The organism is Paraburkholderia sp., from assembly GCF_035656215.1.
Classification (GTDB): Bacteria; Pseudomonadota; Gammaproteobacteria; order Burkholderiales; family Burkholderiaceae; genus Paraburkholderia.
In genome coordinates, this window is record NZ_DASRSY010000353.1 from 23,392 (window position 1) to 39,868 (window position 16,477).

Below are 16,477 nucleotides of genomic sequence, written 5' to 3' on the forward strand. Positions count from 1 at the left end.
GCCGCCTTGGGGCAGTCGTCGGATTTCGGCGTCATGGTAAATGGAACCGGTTCCAAAGTCTTTTTGGATTTTCACAATAAGCTGTTTCACGAAGTGACGGAATGTCGTTTTGTAAGAAATATTTCTTTCAAATCATAGGTGTCTTTTAGCCGATGTGGCCTGTGGGCGGGCCTGGGCGACCCCGATGAAACTGATGCAAAAAAGCGACGTTTCGGAATGCGCCCCTCCACGGACGCCTTTCCGGCGCCACGCCCGGCTTCGCTCGCCGGCACGCCTGGCCCTTCCCGGCGATTCTTTTGCGAATCACGTAAGGCACGTCACAATCGAGGGATTCCCTGCCAGGCGACCCTATGGAAAACCTCCTCAAGAAGCTCGACCTCACCTCGCTGCGCCTGTTCGTCGCCGTCTGCCAGGAGCAGAACATCGCGCGCGCGGCTGAGCGCGAGTTCATCGCGTCTTCGGCAGTGAGCCGGCGGATCGCCGAGATCGAGGCGCTGATCGGCTTACCCGTGATTCAGCGCCAGTCGCGCGGCATTACCGTGACGCCGGTCGGCGAGACCGTGCTGCGCTACGCGCAGGAGATCATCGGCAACATCGAACAGATGAGCGCCGAGTTGTCACGCTTTTCATCGGGGGCCAAGGGGCGGGTGCGGGTGGTGGCGAATCTCTCGTCGATCGTGCAGTTTTTGCCGGAAGACGTGGCGGCGTTCGGGCGCGCGTTTCCGGAGGTGTCGATCGAACTGGAGGAGGAGAACAGCGCGGACGTGCTGCGTATCGTCGACGAACACGGCGCGGATTTCGGCATCTGCAACCCGGTGGCGGGGAGCGAAGCCTTCGAGCAGGTGCCGTATCGGGAAGACCGGCTGGCGGTGCTGGTGCCGGGCGGGCATCGTCTCGCCAGCGTGTCGCGCGTGGGGTTCGAGGAACTGCTCGATGACAGCTTCGTGGGGCTGCGCAGCGAGAGTGCGCTGACGCAGCTTCTCACGCAGCAGGCTTTGGCGAGCGCGGGGCGGCAGCTCGACGTCAAGATCCGCGTCAGCAGCCTGGATGCGCTGTGCCGGATGGTTCACGCCGGCCTCGGCATCGCGGTCGTGCCCGAGCAGGTCGGGTTGCTTTATGTGAACGCGCTCGACGTGCGCTTACTGTCCTTGGACGATGCCTGGGCGGTGCGGCATCTCATCATGATCTTCAAGTCGCGCGATCAGTTAAGCGCTAGCGCCGCAGCGCTGGTGGGGTTTCTCGGCAGCAAACCCTAGCCCGCGGGACGCCTCGCATCATTCTCCAAACGAGACGTCTGCATTGCTGGACCGGCACTTCGGCATCGCCTGTGCGCGCCGTATAGTGAGCGCAAGGGGAATGCATATGAGCGATACGATTCGGCTGGACGGCCGCGTGCTGTACCTGTCTGAAGATCCCGCGGTAATCGAGGCGCAACTGGTTGGAGACAATTTCACGCGTGCTACGGCCGGCCCGCTTCGCGATAACGTCTCCACCGACGAAATCACGCCGGTCACCGTCATGCTCACTTATGACGAGCGCCTCGGCCAGTATCCATACGTCGGCTTCAAGGCGGGCGAACGCATGCCGATCGGCCGCAACGCGGTCAAAGAAGGCGGCTTTCAGGTGACGGTGGCGGGCAAGCGCTACGGCAAAGGTTCGTCGCGGGAATCGAGTCCGTTGGCGGAGTTGTCGGCGGGCATCCGTCTGATTGTCGCCGAGAGTTTCGAGCGCATCTATCAGCAGAATTGCGACAACATCGGCATTCTCACCACGACCGATTTCTCCGTGCTCGATCGTCTGATCGCGGGAGAGGCGGTGCCGATCGACGAGTTTCTCAAGGGCCGCGATGCGCTCACGCAGCAGATCATTCGCAGCGGCGGATTGCTCGCGTACAGCAAGTTCGCGGACTGGCCCGCACCACGTGTGCGAAGTGCTGAACATGTTGCAAACGGCGCCGAACCGAAGACGCTGGTCGAGAAGATCATCGAGCGCCATCTTCATCCTGGCATTGAAAGCGCGCAGCGCGGCGACGGCGTGTTCATCGCGGCCGACTGGCGCTTCAGCCACGACTACTTCACCGGCATGTGCGCGCATCTGATGCATCGCGCGTTCGGCAAGCCCGCGCCGCTGCATGCGCCGGATCACATCATCGCGTTCCAGGATCATCTGGTGCTCGCCTCGCAAAGCATTCCGCACGTACGCGACGGATTGCTGCCGGGCGTTGCTAATCTGATGGAAGGGCACACGTCGTTTTCGCGCGACTATCCGGTGCGCTCGCATGGCGCGCTCGATAACGCGCCGGGGTCCGAAGGCATCTGTCATGCGCTGATGGCTGAGCAGTATGCGTTGCCAGGGCAAGTTGCGTGCGGCACCGATTCGCACACACCGCATTCGGGTGCGCTTGGCTGCCTCGCATTCGGTGCGGGCGCAACGGAAATCGCCAATAGCTGGGTGACGGGCTACGTGCGCTGCAAAGTGCCGGAGACTTTACGCATCGAAATCGACGGTACGTTGCGCGACGGCGTCACCGCGAAGGACGTCGTCCTGCATCTGTTGCAGATGGATGCGATCCGTTCGGGCGGCGCGATCGGCCTCGTGTTCGAATACGGCGGCGCGGCGGTGCGCGCGATGTCGATCGACGAACGCGCGACGCTGACCAACATGGTCGCTGAATTGGGTGGCTTCACGGGCATCGTGGAACCGGACGAACGTACGGTGGCGTTTCTGAAGGAGCGCCGTGGCGTCGATTTCACCCTTGAAAACTGGATGAAAAGCGATTCCGGCGCCACGTATCGCGACACGATTCGCATCGACGCCACCGCCATCGAATCGATGCTCGCGCGTCCGGGCGATCCGGGCAACGGCGTGCCGGCACCGCAACTGGAGCAGGACGTCGCGATCGATATCGCGTATGGCGGCTCGTGTACGGCGGGCAAACGCGAAGACTTCGACTTCTATCATGAGGTACTGTGCTGGGGCGTTGAGCAGGGCATGCATGTGCCCGAGGGCACGCGTCTCTTTCTGCAATTCGGCACGATGGCGGTGCGCGCGTATTGCGAGCGCCAGGGCTATTTGCCAGTTTTCGAGCGCGCGGGCGTGACACTCGTGATGCCCGGCTGCGGGTCGTGCGCGAATTGCGGACCGGGGCAGTCGGCCGATGCGAACGAGGTGACGATCAGCGCGATCAACCGCAATTTCCCCGGCCGTTCAGGTCCGGGCAATGTGTGGCTCGCGAGCCCGTACACTGTTGCGGCAAGCGCGCTAGCCGGAAAAATTACCACCTTCGAACAACTGAAGCGCGCACGCGGCTAGAATGCTGGCCGGACCTTGCGGCCCGGCATCGTGGTGCGCGTAATACGCGAAAGTACGAAAGGCCGGCACAAGACCGGCCCCGGCGAGCATCACCGTGCATCGCCTGCATGATCCGCATCACCAGGAGACAAACAATATGGCATCCCCCGATCACACCGGGTCCGTCGCGCACAGCGCCGACGGCGCAGCGTCTTCCGCAGCCGCGGCGTCCACTACATCAGTGACGCTCGACGCCGGCAGCATCTCCGCGCGCCTCGACCGGCTGCCCGCCACGCGTTCCATCTGGAAGCTGGTGGTGCTGCTGAGCCTCGGCTTTTTCTTCGAACTGTACGACCTGCTGTACTCGGGCTATGTCGCCCCTGGCCTCGTCAAAAGCGGCCTGCTGAGCGCGACGACGCACGGCCTGTTTGGTTCGACGGGTGTCGCGAGCTTCATTGCTGCCTTGTTCAGCGGGCTGTTCATCGGCACGATCGCATGCGGCTTTCTGGCGGATCGCTTTGGACGCCGCGCCGTGTTCACGTATTCGCTGCTGTGGTACACCGCGGCCAACGTCGTGATGGCGTTTCAGGAAACGGCGACGGGTCTGAACTTCTGGCGCTTCGTAGCGGGGATCGGCATCGGCGTCGAGCTGGTGACGATCGGCACGTATATCTCTGAGCTGGTGCCCAAACAGATTCGCGGGCGCGCTTTCGCGTGCGAGCAGGCCGTCGGTTTCACGGCGGTGCCGGTGGTCGCGTTTCTCTCTTATCTGCTGGTGCCGCGCACGCTGCTTGGCCTCGACGGCTGGCGCTGGGTGGTGCTGATCGGCGCACACGGCGCGCTGTTTGTCTGGTGGATCCGGCGCGCGTTGCCGGAAAGCCCGCGCTGGCTCGCGCAGCAAGGCCGCCTTGCCGAAGCCGATCGCGTGATGAGCGAACTCGAAGCGAAAGTGCGCAGCGAATACGGCCGTGAACTGCCGCCGCCCGCACCGCCGGTGCCGGTCGCGCCGCGCGGCAGCTTCCGCGATATGTGGGTGCCGCCGTACCGTAGCCGCACGCTGATGATGACGATCTTCAATATCTTCCAGACCGTCGGTTTTTACGGCTTTGCGAACTGGGTGCCGACGCTGCTGATCAAGCAGGGCATTACGATCACCACGAGCCTGATGTACTCGAGCGTGATCGCATTGGCCGCGCCTATCGGTCCGGTGATCGGCCTTTTTATCGGCGACCGCTTCGAGCGCAAGACGGTGATCGTGGTGATGGCGGCCGTGAATATCGTGTGCGGCCTGTGGTTCAGTCAGGCGTCCGGCGCGGTGTTACTGGTGAGCCTGGGTGTGTGTCTGACGCTCGCGGGCAACATCATTTCGTACAGCTACCATGCGTATCAGACTGAGCTTTTCCCTACCAGCATCCGGGCACGCGCGGTGGGCTTTGTTTACTCGTGGAGCCGCTTCTCGGCGATTTTCACGGCCTTTCTGATTGCCGCCGTGTTGAAGCAGTTTGGCACCACTGGCGTGTTCGTCTTTATCGCTGGGGCGATGCTGATCGTGATGCTGGCGATCGGTTTGATGGGGCCGCGTACGAAGGGGCTCGAGCTGGAGAAGATTTCTAAATAATCGAACCTCGACCGAGGGGCGCGCGTAGAACAAAGCAGAAAGTGTTTGCGCGCCCCACAGCACCTCACGCCTGGTTGGTTTCGAGTGGCGCAGCATCGCCGGCATGCGCGGCGTCTGCGGCGCCGTGATGTGCCTTGGCCGCCGTTGAACCCGTTTGCGCCTGCTCACGCGCAAGGCTCAACCGGAACTGCTTGCACCCCAGCCACAACAGCCCGGCAGCCAGCAGCGTGGCGACGAGGTTGACGATCGACATCGAGTTGCCAACGGCTTTCGGTGAACCGAACACCTTATCGGTCAGCAACGCGACGAGCGTCGTGCCGATCCCAAGTGCGATGAGATTGGAGACCAGCAGAAACACCGCTGAAATCTGCGCACGCATCTGGTTCGGCGCGAGCGTCTGCATCGCGGCGGTCGAAGTGGGCATTGGGAACGACGCGAAGAACATCGCAACGACCAGCAGCGCAAGCGACACGTTCAGACTATCGACCTGTGTGAAAACAACGGCCGGCACCAGCATCCCAACTGCGCCGATGAACCCCGCGAGCATCGGGCCGTCCGTGCGTCCTTTCTTCATGAGCCAGTCGTTGAGCCACCCGCCGCAGAACACGCCGATGGTGTTCGCGACCAGCAGGATCGTGCCGAGCGTGTAGCCGGCTTCAGCTGGCGTGAGCCCGAAGTGGCGGATATAGAACGCGGGTGTCCAGCTCATCAGGCAGAACAGCGTCATCGCATAGAACGAGAAGCCGAGGTAGTGGCAGGTGAACGTCTTGCCATGCGTCCCGATGAAGCGCAGCGAGTCGCCCATCGATACGCGCTTTGCTTGGCCGGCGCCATCCCGCACGAGTCCTAGACGCGCCGGATCTCGCACGGTGAGGATAAACAGCAACGCGACGAGAAAGCCTGGCAATCCGACGATAAAGAACGTGAGTTGCCACGAACGCACGTCGCCGAGAAGCGGCACGCTGACCGTCGTCATCTGCTTGAGCAGATGGATCACGTATCCGCCGATCAGGAATGCCATCCCGCCGCCGATGAATGAACCTAGCGAGTACACGCCTACCGCGCGTCCCAGTTTTTCCTTCGGAAAGTAGTCGCTCAACATCGAATACGTTCCGGGCGACAGCGCGGCTTCGCCCACGCCGACACTCATGCGGGCGAAGAACATGTGAATGAAATTCTGGCTAATGCCGCAGGCCGCGGTGGCGAGGCTCCATAACGCAATGCCTGTCGCGATGATGCGCGGGCGGGCGAAGCGGTCGGCGAGATAGGCGAGCGGCATGCCCATCACCGCATAGAAGAGCGAAAACGCAAAGCCTTGCAGCAGGCTGAACTGCGTATCGGTCAGATGCAGATCCTTCTTGATCGGCTCGATCATCAACGCGAGCACCTGCCGGTCGACAAAGGAAAACACATACGCAAGCATGCAGATCAGGACCACGTACCACTCGTACGTGTAGCGCCTGCGCGCAGAGTTACTGCTCGTTGATACGGCCATGCCGATTCTCCTGTGCCTGATATTCGACGAAGTTGCGATGCGGTTTCAATGAGGTTGCGAAGCAGCGTATGTAAACAAATTTCCGAAACATATACGCAAGGTCTGCGCACACACGGCGAGATTCCCCTAGGTCGCTAAAGTTTTCCCCAGGAGGCGGCCGGAAAGGCTTGTCCCATAAGGCGAAAGAGGCCGTTGCACGGTGCGCGGCGTACCTCATTCGCGCTGTCTATAAGTGTTATATGTGCGCATTCATCGACGCTCGAAATTGGTGTTCCTAGACTCGCTTCGTTTTCCGCTCCATCAAACGAAAGACTTTGGGGAAGACGGAAAACACGAGCGTCGCGACGGCAAATCCGCGCGGCAGATAGAACCAGACTCTCGCCGGGACTAAAGGAATGACCAAACGGATGTGGTGCGTGTCGCTGCTGAGCCTCGCAGCGGCACCCGCGCTTGCGCAATCGAGCGTGACTTTGTACGGACGGATCGATACATCGATCGAATACGCGAATTTCGGCCCTAACCACGTGGTGCGGATGGGAAGCGGCGATATCTTCGCGACGCAATTCGGCTTGAAGGGCAGTGAAGATCTCGGTGGCGGTTATCGCGCGATCTTCAAGCTCGAAAACGGCTTCAATTCGGCTACCGGCACGCTCGGCAACAACGGCGCGCTGTTCGGACGCGAGGCGTGGGTCGGACTGTCGGGTCCGTTTGGCGCAATGCAGGCCGGCGTCAACTACACGGTGCTGCATACGTCGTTCGTGACTTACAGCTTGCCGGGAGACGGCGCCGGCCTTGCATGGGGCAATGCGGCGAATAACTTCGTCGGGCCGGCCTTTTTGCGTGTGAACAACTCGATACGCTATTCCTCGCCCCGTATGGGTGGCGTGCTGGTGCGGGCTATCGCCGCGCGCGGAGCGAATGGCGCATCGAACGTGCCTTCGACGCTGGGCGATACGTATGGCGCGTCGGTTAACTACGTGAACGGCAATCTGTCGATCGACGCCGACTACATGCAGCAGACCTTCAGTCCGGTGAGCGCGGCAGCACTGAACGCGAGCAGTCCGACGGCCGCCGGCAACTACACGCTTGGCGCAATCTCGTACGATTTCGGCTTCGTCAAACCGGCTTTCATCTATCTACGTCGTCGCGGTGGGCCGGATGTCGCGACGGGCGTGAACGCCGCCAGTTCGAATCCGCACAACGATCTGTTCGAACTCGACGCCACCGTGCCGGTTGGCCCGGCGCTGGTATTGCTGAGCTACGGCCACTACCGGAAAGTGGCCGACAGCGAGGGCAATGCAGATTCGTTCGGTTTGCGCTGCGACTACCCGCTTTCGAAGCGCACCGTGCTCTATACGGGCGCAGCGATGATCCGCAACGGCGCGCATGCGAACTTCACGGTCAACGGCGCGGCGGGTGGCGGGGTGTCGGTGGCGAAGGCTGGTGCGACCGCAAGTTCGGTCGTGGCCGGCATCATGACGGCCTTCTAGGCGGCCGATCAAGCTGACCTGCCGATGAACCGGCGGGTCCGTCCTGACGGGTTCAGGCGCTACGTACGCCTTCCGGATTGAGATCGAGTGGCGCGCTGAGCCAGCTGTCGAAAGGCTCGCGGGCGCCGATCCGGAACAGCTCCATGAGCACACCGCGCAGCCATCGGTGGCCGGGATCGGCATCGAAACGGCGATGCCAGTACGCGTTCACGGGCCACGTGAGCGCATCTTCTAGCTCGAACACGGCCGATTCGCCGAGCGTGGAGAACGCGCGCGCAACGGTGCGCGGCAGAATCAACGCGTAATCGCAGCGGCTCAGGATGGCCGGCACCACCATGAAGTTCGGCACGGCAATCCGCACGCGCGAGGTGAGCCCATAGCGTTCGAGCAGTTCGACCGATTTCGGGTGTGAAGTGACCGCGATGAAGTGCAATCCCGCGGGCACGTTCGCATTCAACGTATAACCTTCCCGCAGGTCGAGTTGCTCCGCCACGCGCCGCGCCATCAGCAGCACATAACGCTCCTGCAGCAGTTCGCTATGGTGAAAGTGGCTCGATGCATGCGGAAAATGTCCGAGCGCAAAGTCGATGCGGCCCGATTCGAGCGCGACGTTGAACTGGCTGTCGTCGATCTGATGGGTTTCGATCACCACACCGGGCGCTCGCGTATCGAGTTCGCGCATCAGCGTCGGCAGAAACGCGGCTTCGGCGAAGTCGCTCATATGCAGGCGGAACACGCGGCGCGACGTGGCCGCGCGGAACTGTGCGCCTTCATCGAGCATGTCCTGGAGGATGTCCAGCACGCGATCGATGGAAATCGCGAGGCGCTGCGCGCGCGGCGTCGCTTCGACCCCGCCCGGCGTACGCACGAACAGCGCGTCGCGAAACACGAGCCGCAGGCGGGCAAGCGCGTGGCTTACGGAAGGCTGCGTGATTCCCAGCCGCAACGCCGCACGGCCGACGTTTTTCTCGATGTAGACCGCGTGAAATGCCTTCAGCAGGTTCAGATCGAGGTCCCGCACGCGCGGAGCCCCGGCGGTCTCTGCGAAGGACAACGGATCATGTTCGTGCGGAACGGAAGCGGTGGGGTCGGTGGGATCAGCGGAATTGGCGGGATCGGTCTGCATGGGAGTCAGTTGCGCACCATGCGCTTCGCGGTGGCCGATGGCAGGCAGCCGAAGCGCCGCGCGTACGCCTTGGCGAAATGCCCAAAGCTGTGCACGCCGTGCTCGACGAAAATATCGGTCACCGACCGTTCAGACTGCGTCTGTAGTGCGCGGTGGACGGCCTCGAGCCGCCGTTCGCGGATATAGCCGCCGGGCGACGTATTGAGGAACTGGTTGAAGCCGTTTTGTAGCGTGCGCGTCGAAACACCGGTGGCGCGAGCCAATGCGTCCATCCGCAGCGGCTCGTCGAGGTGGGCGTCGATATAGTCGCGCGCGCGGCGCACGTGGACCGGCAGTGGCGCGCAGGAGGCACGGGCCAGCGTTGCGCTGTACGAATGCGGCAACTGGCTGAGCAGAACGGTCATCAGCCATTGCGTGAGATCGCGGCCGAAGATCCGTTCTTGCGCGGGCTCGTCGAACTGGTCGCACAGATTGCACAGGTAGCGCAGTGTCGACAAAAAAACCGTGGTGCCTGTGTGCGCACTGTCGAAAGCGAGATCGAACACTAGCGGTTGTTTGACGCTGTCGTTCAACATCTCGGCAAGCTTGACCTCGAGCGCCTGCCGGTCGATCCGCAATAGCAGGTTGCGGCATTCGCGGTCCGTGACGATGCGGCTCATACGTGCGGGCGATGACACGCTCAGGCTCCCGGCCCGCAGCGAAACGCGTTCGCCGTCCGATTCCAGCGCGCATTGGCCGCTTAGTGTGGTGCGAAACAGGTAGTGATTGCCGATGTCGCCGGCATCGATGTGGGTTTCACTGCCGTAGTGGAGTTCGAGGAGCATCGCCTGATGGAGCGCGACGCCGTATAGCTCGGCGTTGAGCGGGCCACGGTGTGCGACTTCCATCCTGTGCGGGCACAGCACCTGTGACACTTCCCGCTCGATGTCCTCGCGGGCGTGCGATGCAATCAAACGGTTACGGTTTCTGCGTGAAATCGCGATTTCCATTCATGGGCCTCGAAGCGTAAAGCGGGGAGCGCGCTCATCATGCGATGACCATATTGTTCGCGCAAGAACGGATCGACCCGGATAGCGCAATTGTTCATTGGACGCGCGCCTGCGCTCTCATTGAGTTGCCGGATTTGAATGCGGCTTGCGCGGTGTGAAGTGTCTTTGTGCCGGCGACACCGTAGTCTGACGCTCATCGAACAAGGAGAATTGTGATGAATGTCAGCGTACTGGGCGGGGGCCATGGCTGCTATGCGGCCGTGATCGACATGCTGGAAAAAGGCCATAACGTGACGTGGTGGCGCCGCGATACGGTCGCCGCGGCGCGGCTGCGCGAACTCGGCGCGCTCAAGGTCAAGGACTTTCGCGGCGAGCGGCGGGTGCCGATCGGCGCGCAGCCGGGCGCGATCCGTCTCGTCGACGACCTCGCGGAAGCGGTGGAGGGCGCAGCGCTCATCGTGATCCCGCTGCCTTCAACGACGCACGAAGCGCTGGCGGCTCAACTGGCACCTTTTCTCGCGGACCATCAGGTGGTGTTCCTGCCGCCCGGCACGTTCGGCAGCTACGTGTTCGCGAAGGCGATGCACGAGGCGGGCAACACGCATGAGGTGGCTTTCGCGGAGACCGGCACGTTGCCGTACCTTGCACGAAAACATGGCGAAGACAATGTGGTGGTGAGCGCGTACGCCACGCGTCTGCCGAGCGGCGTCTTTCCCGCCCGGCTTTCGACGTGGGCGATTCCGGTGCTGCAGCAGGCTTATCCATCGGTCGAACCGATCGAGGACGCGTTGAGCGGCGCCCTGATGAACGCCGGCCCGGTGATCCATCCGCCATTGATCATGATGAACGCCGGACCGCTCGAGCACTTCGATGCCTGGGACATTCATAACGAAGGCACGCAACCGTCGATCCGCCGCGTGACGAGTGTGCTCGACGCCGAGCGTATGGCGGTACGCGAGGCCCTAGGCTACGGCGCGCCGCATTTTCCGCTCGCCGACCACTACGCGAGCGAGGGCGACGAATGGATGTACGGCCGCGGCGCGCACGGCAAGCTGACCGATAGCGGCGACTGGCGCGAGGACATCGATCTGAAGACGCACCGCTATATGCTCGAAGATACGCGGCTCGGTTTGTCGTTTCTTGTTTCGGCGGGACGCTGGGCCGGAGTGCCGACGCCCGTCGCCGAAGGCCTGTTGAATCTGGCGAGCGCGGTGTCGGAGCGCGACCTGTACGGCGAAGGCCGCACGCTCGAGCGGCTGGGCCTCGCGTCGCTTTCGCGCGAGGCGATGACGGCCTTGCTCGAACGGGGTTTCGACCAATGAGCGCAGCCCTCGGGATCCAGCACGTTCATATCCTCGGTGCGGGGCGGATGGGGCAAGGCATCGCGCTTGCCTTCGCTTATGCGGGCCTGCGGGTGACGCTGATCGACTTCAAGGAGCGCGACCCGGCGACCCGTAGCGCCTTTGCGGCGGCCGCCCGTGGCGAGATCGTGCGGCAGTTGCAGACGCAGGTGGTGTTCGGCCACATCACCGAGGCGCAAGCAGCGGAGACGATGGCGCGCATCGTTATCGTGGATCGTGAGCGTGCGCGGGAAGGGCTTGCCGAAGGCGAGATCGTCTTCGAGGCTGTGCCGGAAGTGATGGAGGCCAAGCAGGTGGCATTCGCCTGGCTAGGTGAGTCTGCTGGGGCAGATGTGTTGTTTGCATCGACAACTTCGACGTTTCTTGTGACCGAGCTTCAGCAGGTGGTCGTGCATCCCGGGCGGCTTCTCAACGCGCACTGGCTCAACCCGGCTCACCTGATGCCGCTCGTCGAGATCAGTCGTAGTGACGCCACGGCCGAAGAGACCGTGCAGCGCGTTATCGCCTTGCTGCGCCGGATCGGCAAGGTGCCGGTGGTGTGCGCGCCATCGGCGGGATACATCGTGCCGCGCATCCAGGCGCTGGCGATGAACGAGGCCGCGCGCATGGTCGAGGAGGGTGTTGCCAGCGCGGAAGACATCGATACGGCCATCCGTACCGGTTTCGGTCTGCGGTTTTCCGTGCTGGGTCTGCTCGAATTTATCGACTGGGGCGGCTGCGACATTCTTTACTATGCGTCGCATTATCTCGCGCGGGCGATCGATCCACGGTTCCTGCCCGCCGCGGTCGTCAGCGATAACATGCGGGAAGGCCGCGATGGTCTGCGCGATGCGCGTGGCTTCTACGATTACGCGGATGTCGATGTGCCGGCGTATCTGCACAAACGGCTCGGTGAATTCAGCAGGTTGCTCGACAGCACGGGGCTCGCGCCGGTGTTTAATGCCGCGTTGAGACGCTGAGCGAAAGTGGTGGCCGCTGCTGCCGTCTCTTAACCGGTCGCATTCCAACTTCCCGCAAATCAGGCTGTTCCAGCGCTGGTTTCCGGCAATGCGGCCTTTGCGGAGCTTGCCAAAGTTGCGTTCAGAACAACTGCTTCTGCCCCGAGATCAAGGTCGTAAAGTCGTCGCGCAAGAGTGGCAGGATCGCGTCAGCAACCGGTTGCAACTGCCGTGTCAGATAGTGTTCGTAGTCGATCGCCGAGCGCAGCGTTTCGAGCGGTTCCGGTCCGGCGGTCGTCATCACATAGCTGATCCAGCCGCCGTTCTGGTATTGCAACGGCCGCCCCTGTTGCCGGTTGAACTCGTCGGCCACGCGTGCCGCGCGCACATGCGGCGGCACGTTGCGCTCGTAGTCGCCGAGCGAGCGGCGTAACCGCTTGCGGTATACGAGTTGATCGTCCAGTTTTCCGGCCAGCGTATCGCGCACGTAGTCGCGCACATAGTCCTGATACGGCTGTTGCCTGAATATTCGTCCATAGAGTTCCTGCTGAAACTGCTGGGCGAGCGGGGTCCAGTCGGTTCGCACCGTTTCGAGCCCTTTGTAGACGATCTCCTCGCTGCCGTCCGGCAAAACGGTCAGCCCGGCATAGCGTTTCTTGCTGCCTTCCTCGGCACCGCGAATCGTCGGCATGAAGAAACGCTTGTAGTGCCGCTCGAATTGCAACTCGAGCGCGCTTTCGAGGCCGAAACGCTCTTGCAGATTCTGCCGCCACCACGCGTTGATATGCTCGACAAGCGTCCGGCCGATGCGGCTCGCTTCTTCCTCGTTATGCGCGTGCTTCAGCCAGACGAAAGTCGAATCCGTGTCGCCGTAAATAACCGCGTAGCCTTGCGCCTCGATCAGCTCACGCGTGCTGTGCATGATTTCATGGCCGCGCATGGTGATCGACGACGCGAGACGCGGGTCGAAGAACCGGCAACCTGTGGATCCGAGCACGCCGTAAAAGGCGTTCATGATGATCTTCAACGCCTGCGAAAGCGGCTTGTTGTGCTCGCGTTTGGCTGTTTCGCGCCCCTGCCAGACCTGGCCGACAATCGACGGTAAACAATGGCGCGTGCGCGAGAATCGTGCGCCGAGAAAACCCGGTACCGATTGATCGTCGCCGGGATTCAGTATGCCTTCCACGAGACCCACGGGGTCGATCAGAAACGTCCGGATGATCGACGGGTACAGGCTCTTGTAGTCGAGCACCAGGACGGAGTCGTAGAGGCCGGGCCGCGAATCCATCACGAAGCCGCCAGGGCTCGCGGCACCGGCTACGTCGCCGAGATTCGGCGCGACATAGCCTTGCCGATGCATCCGCGGCATATACAGATGCGTGAACGCCGCGACCGACCCGCCGTTTCGATCCGCAGGCAAGCCGGTGACCGTCGCGCGTTCTAACAGAAACGGCAGTAACTCGGTCTTCGCAAAGATGCGCGTGACCAGCTCGCAATCTTTCAGGTTGTACCGCGCGAGCGCAGGTTTATCCTCATCGAAGCGGCGCTGGATTTCATCCATGCGCTGGTACGGATTGTCGATCGATTTGCCTTCGCCCAACACCGTGCGCGAGACATGTTCGAGGCTGAACGAAGGGAAACTCCACGTTGCGGAGCGCAGCGCTTCGATACCGTCGATGATCCATCTGCCCGCGGCACCCGCGAAGAAGTGATTCTGTTTGTGGCCGTGCTCGCGCCATTCCATCACTGCGCCGCCGCGGCCCAGTCGCAGCGGCACGCGATATTGTTCCGCGTGCTGCTGGAGCACGCGCAGATCGAACTGCACAAGGTTCCAGCCGATGATCGCATCGGGGTCGTGCTGTTCCAGCCACGTGTTCAGTTTTTCGAGCAATTGTGCGCGGGTTTCGCAGTATTCGAGGTTGAAATCGACACCGCTGGCGTCGCCGTTCGGCGGCCCGAGCATATACACCTGACGCTGTCCACAACCTTCAAGCGCGATGGAATAGAGTTCGGCGTGCGCGCTGGTTTCGATATCGAGCGACACCAGCTTCAATGGCGGCCGATAGTTCGTAGCCGGCTTCAACTCGCTGTTCAGAAGCGGACCGCCATTTTGCGCATCGCCGCCGAACCACACCGGCGCGGTGATGAATCGCTCCATCATGTAGCGCTCGGGCGGGAAAATGTCGGCCTCGTAGACATCGACGCCGCCTTGCTTCAGGCGTTTCTCGAAGCCCGTCAATTGCCGGTACTGCTGGGAGTAAAGCCCCATCACCGGCCGATGCTGGAAGTCGCGCAGGTCGAGCGGGCGCAGATCGAGCGGCGCTTCACGGCGCAGGATCGTTTCGGCGCGCTCGCGGTGTTCGGCCGGAATGAAAGCCACCGAAGGCTGGGGGCGCAGGCGGATGTGACGGGGCCCGCCGTCTGTTGCCAGCCAGAAATCCACTTCCGTGCCGGCGGGCGTATCCCGCCAATGTCGGGTCAAAATGAAACCCTGTTCAAGCTCAGTCAAACTTCCACCTCTAAACGGGCGTCATCGCCTGGCTCGATTTTACCGTTATGCGGTTGTTATCGTGGCTGTATAGGCGCGATAACAACCGGGTTGGCGGGAAGCTGATGCAGTGACGCCGCCGCGGGACAGTAGGGCTTCGCAGAGGCGGGTCCTCGCGGATGGCGGGCTGAATGCAGCCGCGCCGCGTAGTCTGTATGATCGTTTTGCTGCGATTCCTTCGGTGCAGGCCATGCGCCGGTCAAGTCTACTAAGAACGGAGTAAATGATATGAGTTTGAGCAAACTCGTTGTTGTGGTCGCGGTAGCTGCAACCAGCTTTGGTGCGCAGGCGCAAGTCGCCGGCACGCAACCCCTGAGCGTCACGGTCGAGCAGTCGAACGCGTTGCTGAGCGGCTGGAGTGTGAAGAAGAGCATTCTCGGCAAGGCCGTGTACAACGACCAGAACGAGAAGATCGGTTCGATCCGCGATCTGGTGGTTGCGCCTGATGGCTCGCTGTCCGCTGCAATCGTCTCCGCTGGCGGATTTCTAGGGGTGGCGTCGCATGACGTAGCGGTGCCTGTCGCCGCGCTCGATATCCGTTCGGGGAATTTCTATCTGGCCGGCGCGACGAAGGACGCTCTGAAGGCGACACCCGAGTTTCAGTACAACAAGGTTCAGGCGCCCGCGAAGCCTAAAAAGCTGACCGGCCAGTAATGCACGGAGCCGGCGGATTGGTGGGCCGTGCTGCAACAGGCGGCTCTTGAATCACGCGGCAAAAGAAAACGGCGCCCGCGGCGCGAAGCGGTAGCTCGCCAAAACCGTTTCACGCTTGCTGCGCCGTTTTTGCCTTCAATGCGGGCCCTGTCAGACCATCGTTCACGCTTCCAGCGCGAGCGTGGCGAACGTGCCCAGCCAGTGTTCACCCATGTAGTCGCCGGCCACGTGCGGCAGGGCGCTCTGAAGATGACGCTCGGCCGAATCGAACAAGACGGTCCGGCGTACGTCGCCGGCGGGCAGCGCGCGCGCCAGTGAACGCTGGCACCACGCGCGGCTCAGATTCAGGCCATCCAGGTGAGCAATCTTGCCATCGGTGCGATCGGTCACGGTGACAGGTTCGAACAGCGTGGCGGGCTTCTTCGCGCCGAGATCCGGCAGAAAGCGCCGGAACCATTCGACGAATTGCGCGGGGGGCAATACGCGCCGCATCAATTCCGCTTCCATCAGCGAAGGCGACAGGAACTCGTCGCCGGCGGGCTCCCATGCCTGACATGCGACATCGTTGAGAAACCAGCGCTCCGCCGTATTCACCAACAATGCTTCAAGTGATTCACGCGAAGTTTGCCGCGCGAAATCGAGCGTGAGCGCGAGCGCGAACGCCATGTTGAAGTGCGTGCCGACGCGCAACGGATAGGTCGCCTTCGGCAGAAATTCCTCGAAGCGGTCGACAAAGGCCTCGGTAAGCGGCGCAAAAGTCCTGGACCAGCGTGCGGCTTCCGATAGTTTCAGGGAGTGGAGTTGCGCGCTCAACGCGAGCAGCCATGCCCACCCATACGGGCGCTCGAATCCGCGGTTGTGCGGCAGATCGAGATACGCAAGCTCACCGGCCACATTCGCTTCAGTGAAATGCTCGTCGACCACCGCAACGATGCGCGCCGCTTCTGGCAGATCGGGAAAGCGTTCG

12 protein-coding genes are annotated in these 16,477 nt (G+C 62.2%); 7 read left to right on the plus strand and 5 right to left on the minus strand.

Features of this window, described 5'->3' with window-relative positions; all coding sequences use genetic code 11:
* The first annotated feature begins 350 nt into the window (after positions 1-350).
* The 3 genes from VFE81_RS20655 to VFE81_RS20665 all read left to right on the plus strand — a co-directional run bounded on the left by VFE81_RS20655 (position 351) and on the right by VFE81_RS20665 (position 4,909).
* Positions 351-1,256: a LysR family transcriptional regulator gene (locus VFE81_RS20655; RefSeq protein ID WP_325046373.1), complete on the plus strand. Its 906-nt coding sequence runs from the start codon at positions 351-353 to the stop codon at positions 1,254-1,256.
* Positions 1,257-1,362: 106 nt separating this feature from the next.
* The gene (locus VFE81_RS20660; RefSeq protein WP_325046374.1) at positions 1,363-3,312 is read left to right on the plus strand and encodes an aconitase family protein; all 1,950 of its coding nucleotides are present in this window, start codon (positions 1,363-1,365) and stop codon (positions 3,310-3,312) included.
* A gap of 136 nt (positions 3,313-3,448) precedes the next feature.
* The gene (locus VFE81_RS20665) at positions 3,449-4,909 is read left to right on the plus strand and encodes an MFS transporter (RefSeq protein ID WP_325046375.1); all 1,461 of its coding nucleotides are present in this window, start codon (positions 3,449-3,451) and stop codon (positions 4,907-4,909) included.
* Positions 4,910-4,973: 64 nt separating this feature from the next.
* Here VFE81_RS20665 and VFE81_RS20670 read toward each other — a convergent pair whose 3' ends face one another.
* The gene (locus VFE81_RS20670) at positions 4,974-6,404 is read right to left on the minus strand and encodes an MFS transporter (protein WP_325046376.1); all 1,431 of its coding nucleotides are present in this window, start codon (positions 6,402-6,404) and stop codon (positions 4,974-4,976) included.
* A gap of 395 nt (positions 6,405-6,799) precedes the next feature.
* On the opposite strand from VFE81_RS20670, the gene VFE81_RS20675 reads away from it, so the two are divergent.
* A complete protein-coding gene (locus tag VFE81_RS20675; RefSeq protein WP_325046377.1) occupies positions 6,800-7,894 on the plus strand; it encodes a porin in 1,095 nt (364 codons plus the stop codon).
* A gap of 52 nt (positions 7,895-7,946) precedes the next feature.
* On the opposite strand, the gene VFE81_RS20680 is transcribed toward VFE81_RS20675, so the two are convergent.
* Positions 7,947-9,020, minus strand: a complete 1,074-nt coding sequence (locus tag VFE81_RS20680) for a LysR family transcriptional regulator (RefSeq protein WP_325046378.1) — start codon at positions 9,018-9,020, stop codon at positions 7,947-7,949.
* Between the two features lie 5 nt (positions 9,021-9,025).
* Positions 9,026-10,009 carry an AraC family transcriptional regulator gene (locus VFE81_RS20685; RefSeq protein ID WP_325046379.1) on the minus strand — a complete coding sequence of 328 codons (984 nt, stop codon included), beginning with the start codon at positions 10,007-10,009 and terminating at the stop codon, positions 9,026-9,028.
* 215 nt (positions 10,010-10,224) lie between these two features.
* Here VFE81_RS20685 and VFE81_RS20690 point away from each other — a divergent pair, with 215 nt between their 5' ends.
* Positions 10,225-11,331 (plus strand): NAD/NADP-dependent octopine/nopaline dehydrogenase family protein, encoded by a 1,107-nt coding sequence (locus VFE81_RS20690; protein WP_325046380.1) that lies wholly within the window; start codon positions 10,225-10,227, stop codon positions 11,329-11,331.
* A complete protein-coding gene (locus VFE81_RS20695; protein ID WP_325046381.1) occupies positions 11,328-12,329 on the plus strand; it encodes a 3-hydroxybutyryl-CoA dehydrogenase in 1,002 nt (333 codons plus the stop codon). The genes VFE81_RS20690 and VFE81_RS20695 overlap by 4 nt, the downstream gene beginning before the upstream one ends.
* Positions 12,330-12,450: 121 nt before the next feature.
* Here the strand turns inward: VFE81_RS20695 and VFE81_RS20700 are convergent, their stop codons facing one another.
* On the minus strand, positions 12,451-14,817 hold the full coding sequence (locus tag VFE81_RS20700) for a DNA polymerase II (protein WP_325046382.1): 2,367 nt from the start codon (positions 14,815-14,817) through the stop codon (positions 12,451-12,453).
* A 267-nt stretch (positions 14,818-15,084) separates the two neighbouring features.
* Here VFE81_RS20700 and VFE81_RS20705 point away from each other — a divergent pair, with 267 nt between their 5' ends.
* Entirely contained in the window at positions 15,085-15,510 is a 426-nt protein-coding gene (locus VFE81_RS20705; protein WP_325046383.1) for a PRC-barrel domain-containing protein, read from the plus strand.
* Between the two features lie 162 nt (positions 15,511-15,672).
* Here the strand turns inward: VFE81_RS20705 and VFE81_RS20710 are convergent.
* Positions 15,673-16,477: DUF2891 domain-containing protein (locus VFE81_RS20710; protein WP_325046384.1), on the minus strand; the 805-nt coding region annotated here is incomplete at its 5' end.

Excerpts from the sequence above, each read along its gene's own strand:
- VFE81_RS20680 (WP_325046378.1), bottom strand. The coding sequence starts at position 9,020 with ATGCAGACCGATCCCGCCAATTCCGCTGATCCCACCGACCCCACCGCT.
- VFE81_RS20670 (WP_325046376.1), bottom strand. The coding sequence starts at position 6,404 with ATGGCCGTATCAACGAGCAGTAACTCTGCGCGCAGGCGCTACACGTAC.
- VFE81_RS20655 (WP_325046373.1), top strand. The coding sequence starts at position 351 with ATGGAAAACCTCCTCAAGAAGCTCGACCTCACCTCGCTGCGCCTGTTC.
- VFE81_RS20665 (WP_325046375.1), top strand. The coding sequence starts at position 3,449 with ATGGCATCCCCCGATCACACCGGGTCCGTCGCGCACAGCGCCGACGGC.
- VFE81_RS20675 (WP_325046377.1), top strand. The coding sequence starts at position 6,800 with ATGACCAAACGGATGTGGTGCGTGTCGCTGCTGAGCCTCGCAGCGGCA.
- VFE81_RS20685 (WP_325046379.1), bottom strand. The coding sequence starts at position 10,009 with ATGGAAATCGCGATTTCACGCAGAAACCGTAACCGTTTGATTGCATCG.
- VFE81_RS20660 (WP_325046374.1), top strand. The coding sequence starts at position 1,363 with ATGAGCGATACGATTCGGCTGGACGGCCGCGTGCTGTACCTGTCTGAA.
- VFE81_RS20690 (WP_325046380.1), top strand. The coding sequence starts at position 10,225 with ATGAATGTCAGCGTACTGGGCGGGGGCCATGGCTGCTATGCGGCCGTG.
- VFE81_RS20705 (WP_325046383.1), top strand. The coding sequence starts at position 15,085 with ATGAGTTTGAGCAAACTCGTTGTTGTGGTCGCGGTAGCTGCAACCAGC.
- VFE81_RS20695 (WP_325046381.1), top strand. The coding sequence starts at position 11,328 with ATGAGCGCAGCCCTCGGGATCCAGCACGTTCATATCCTCGGTGCGGGG.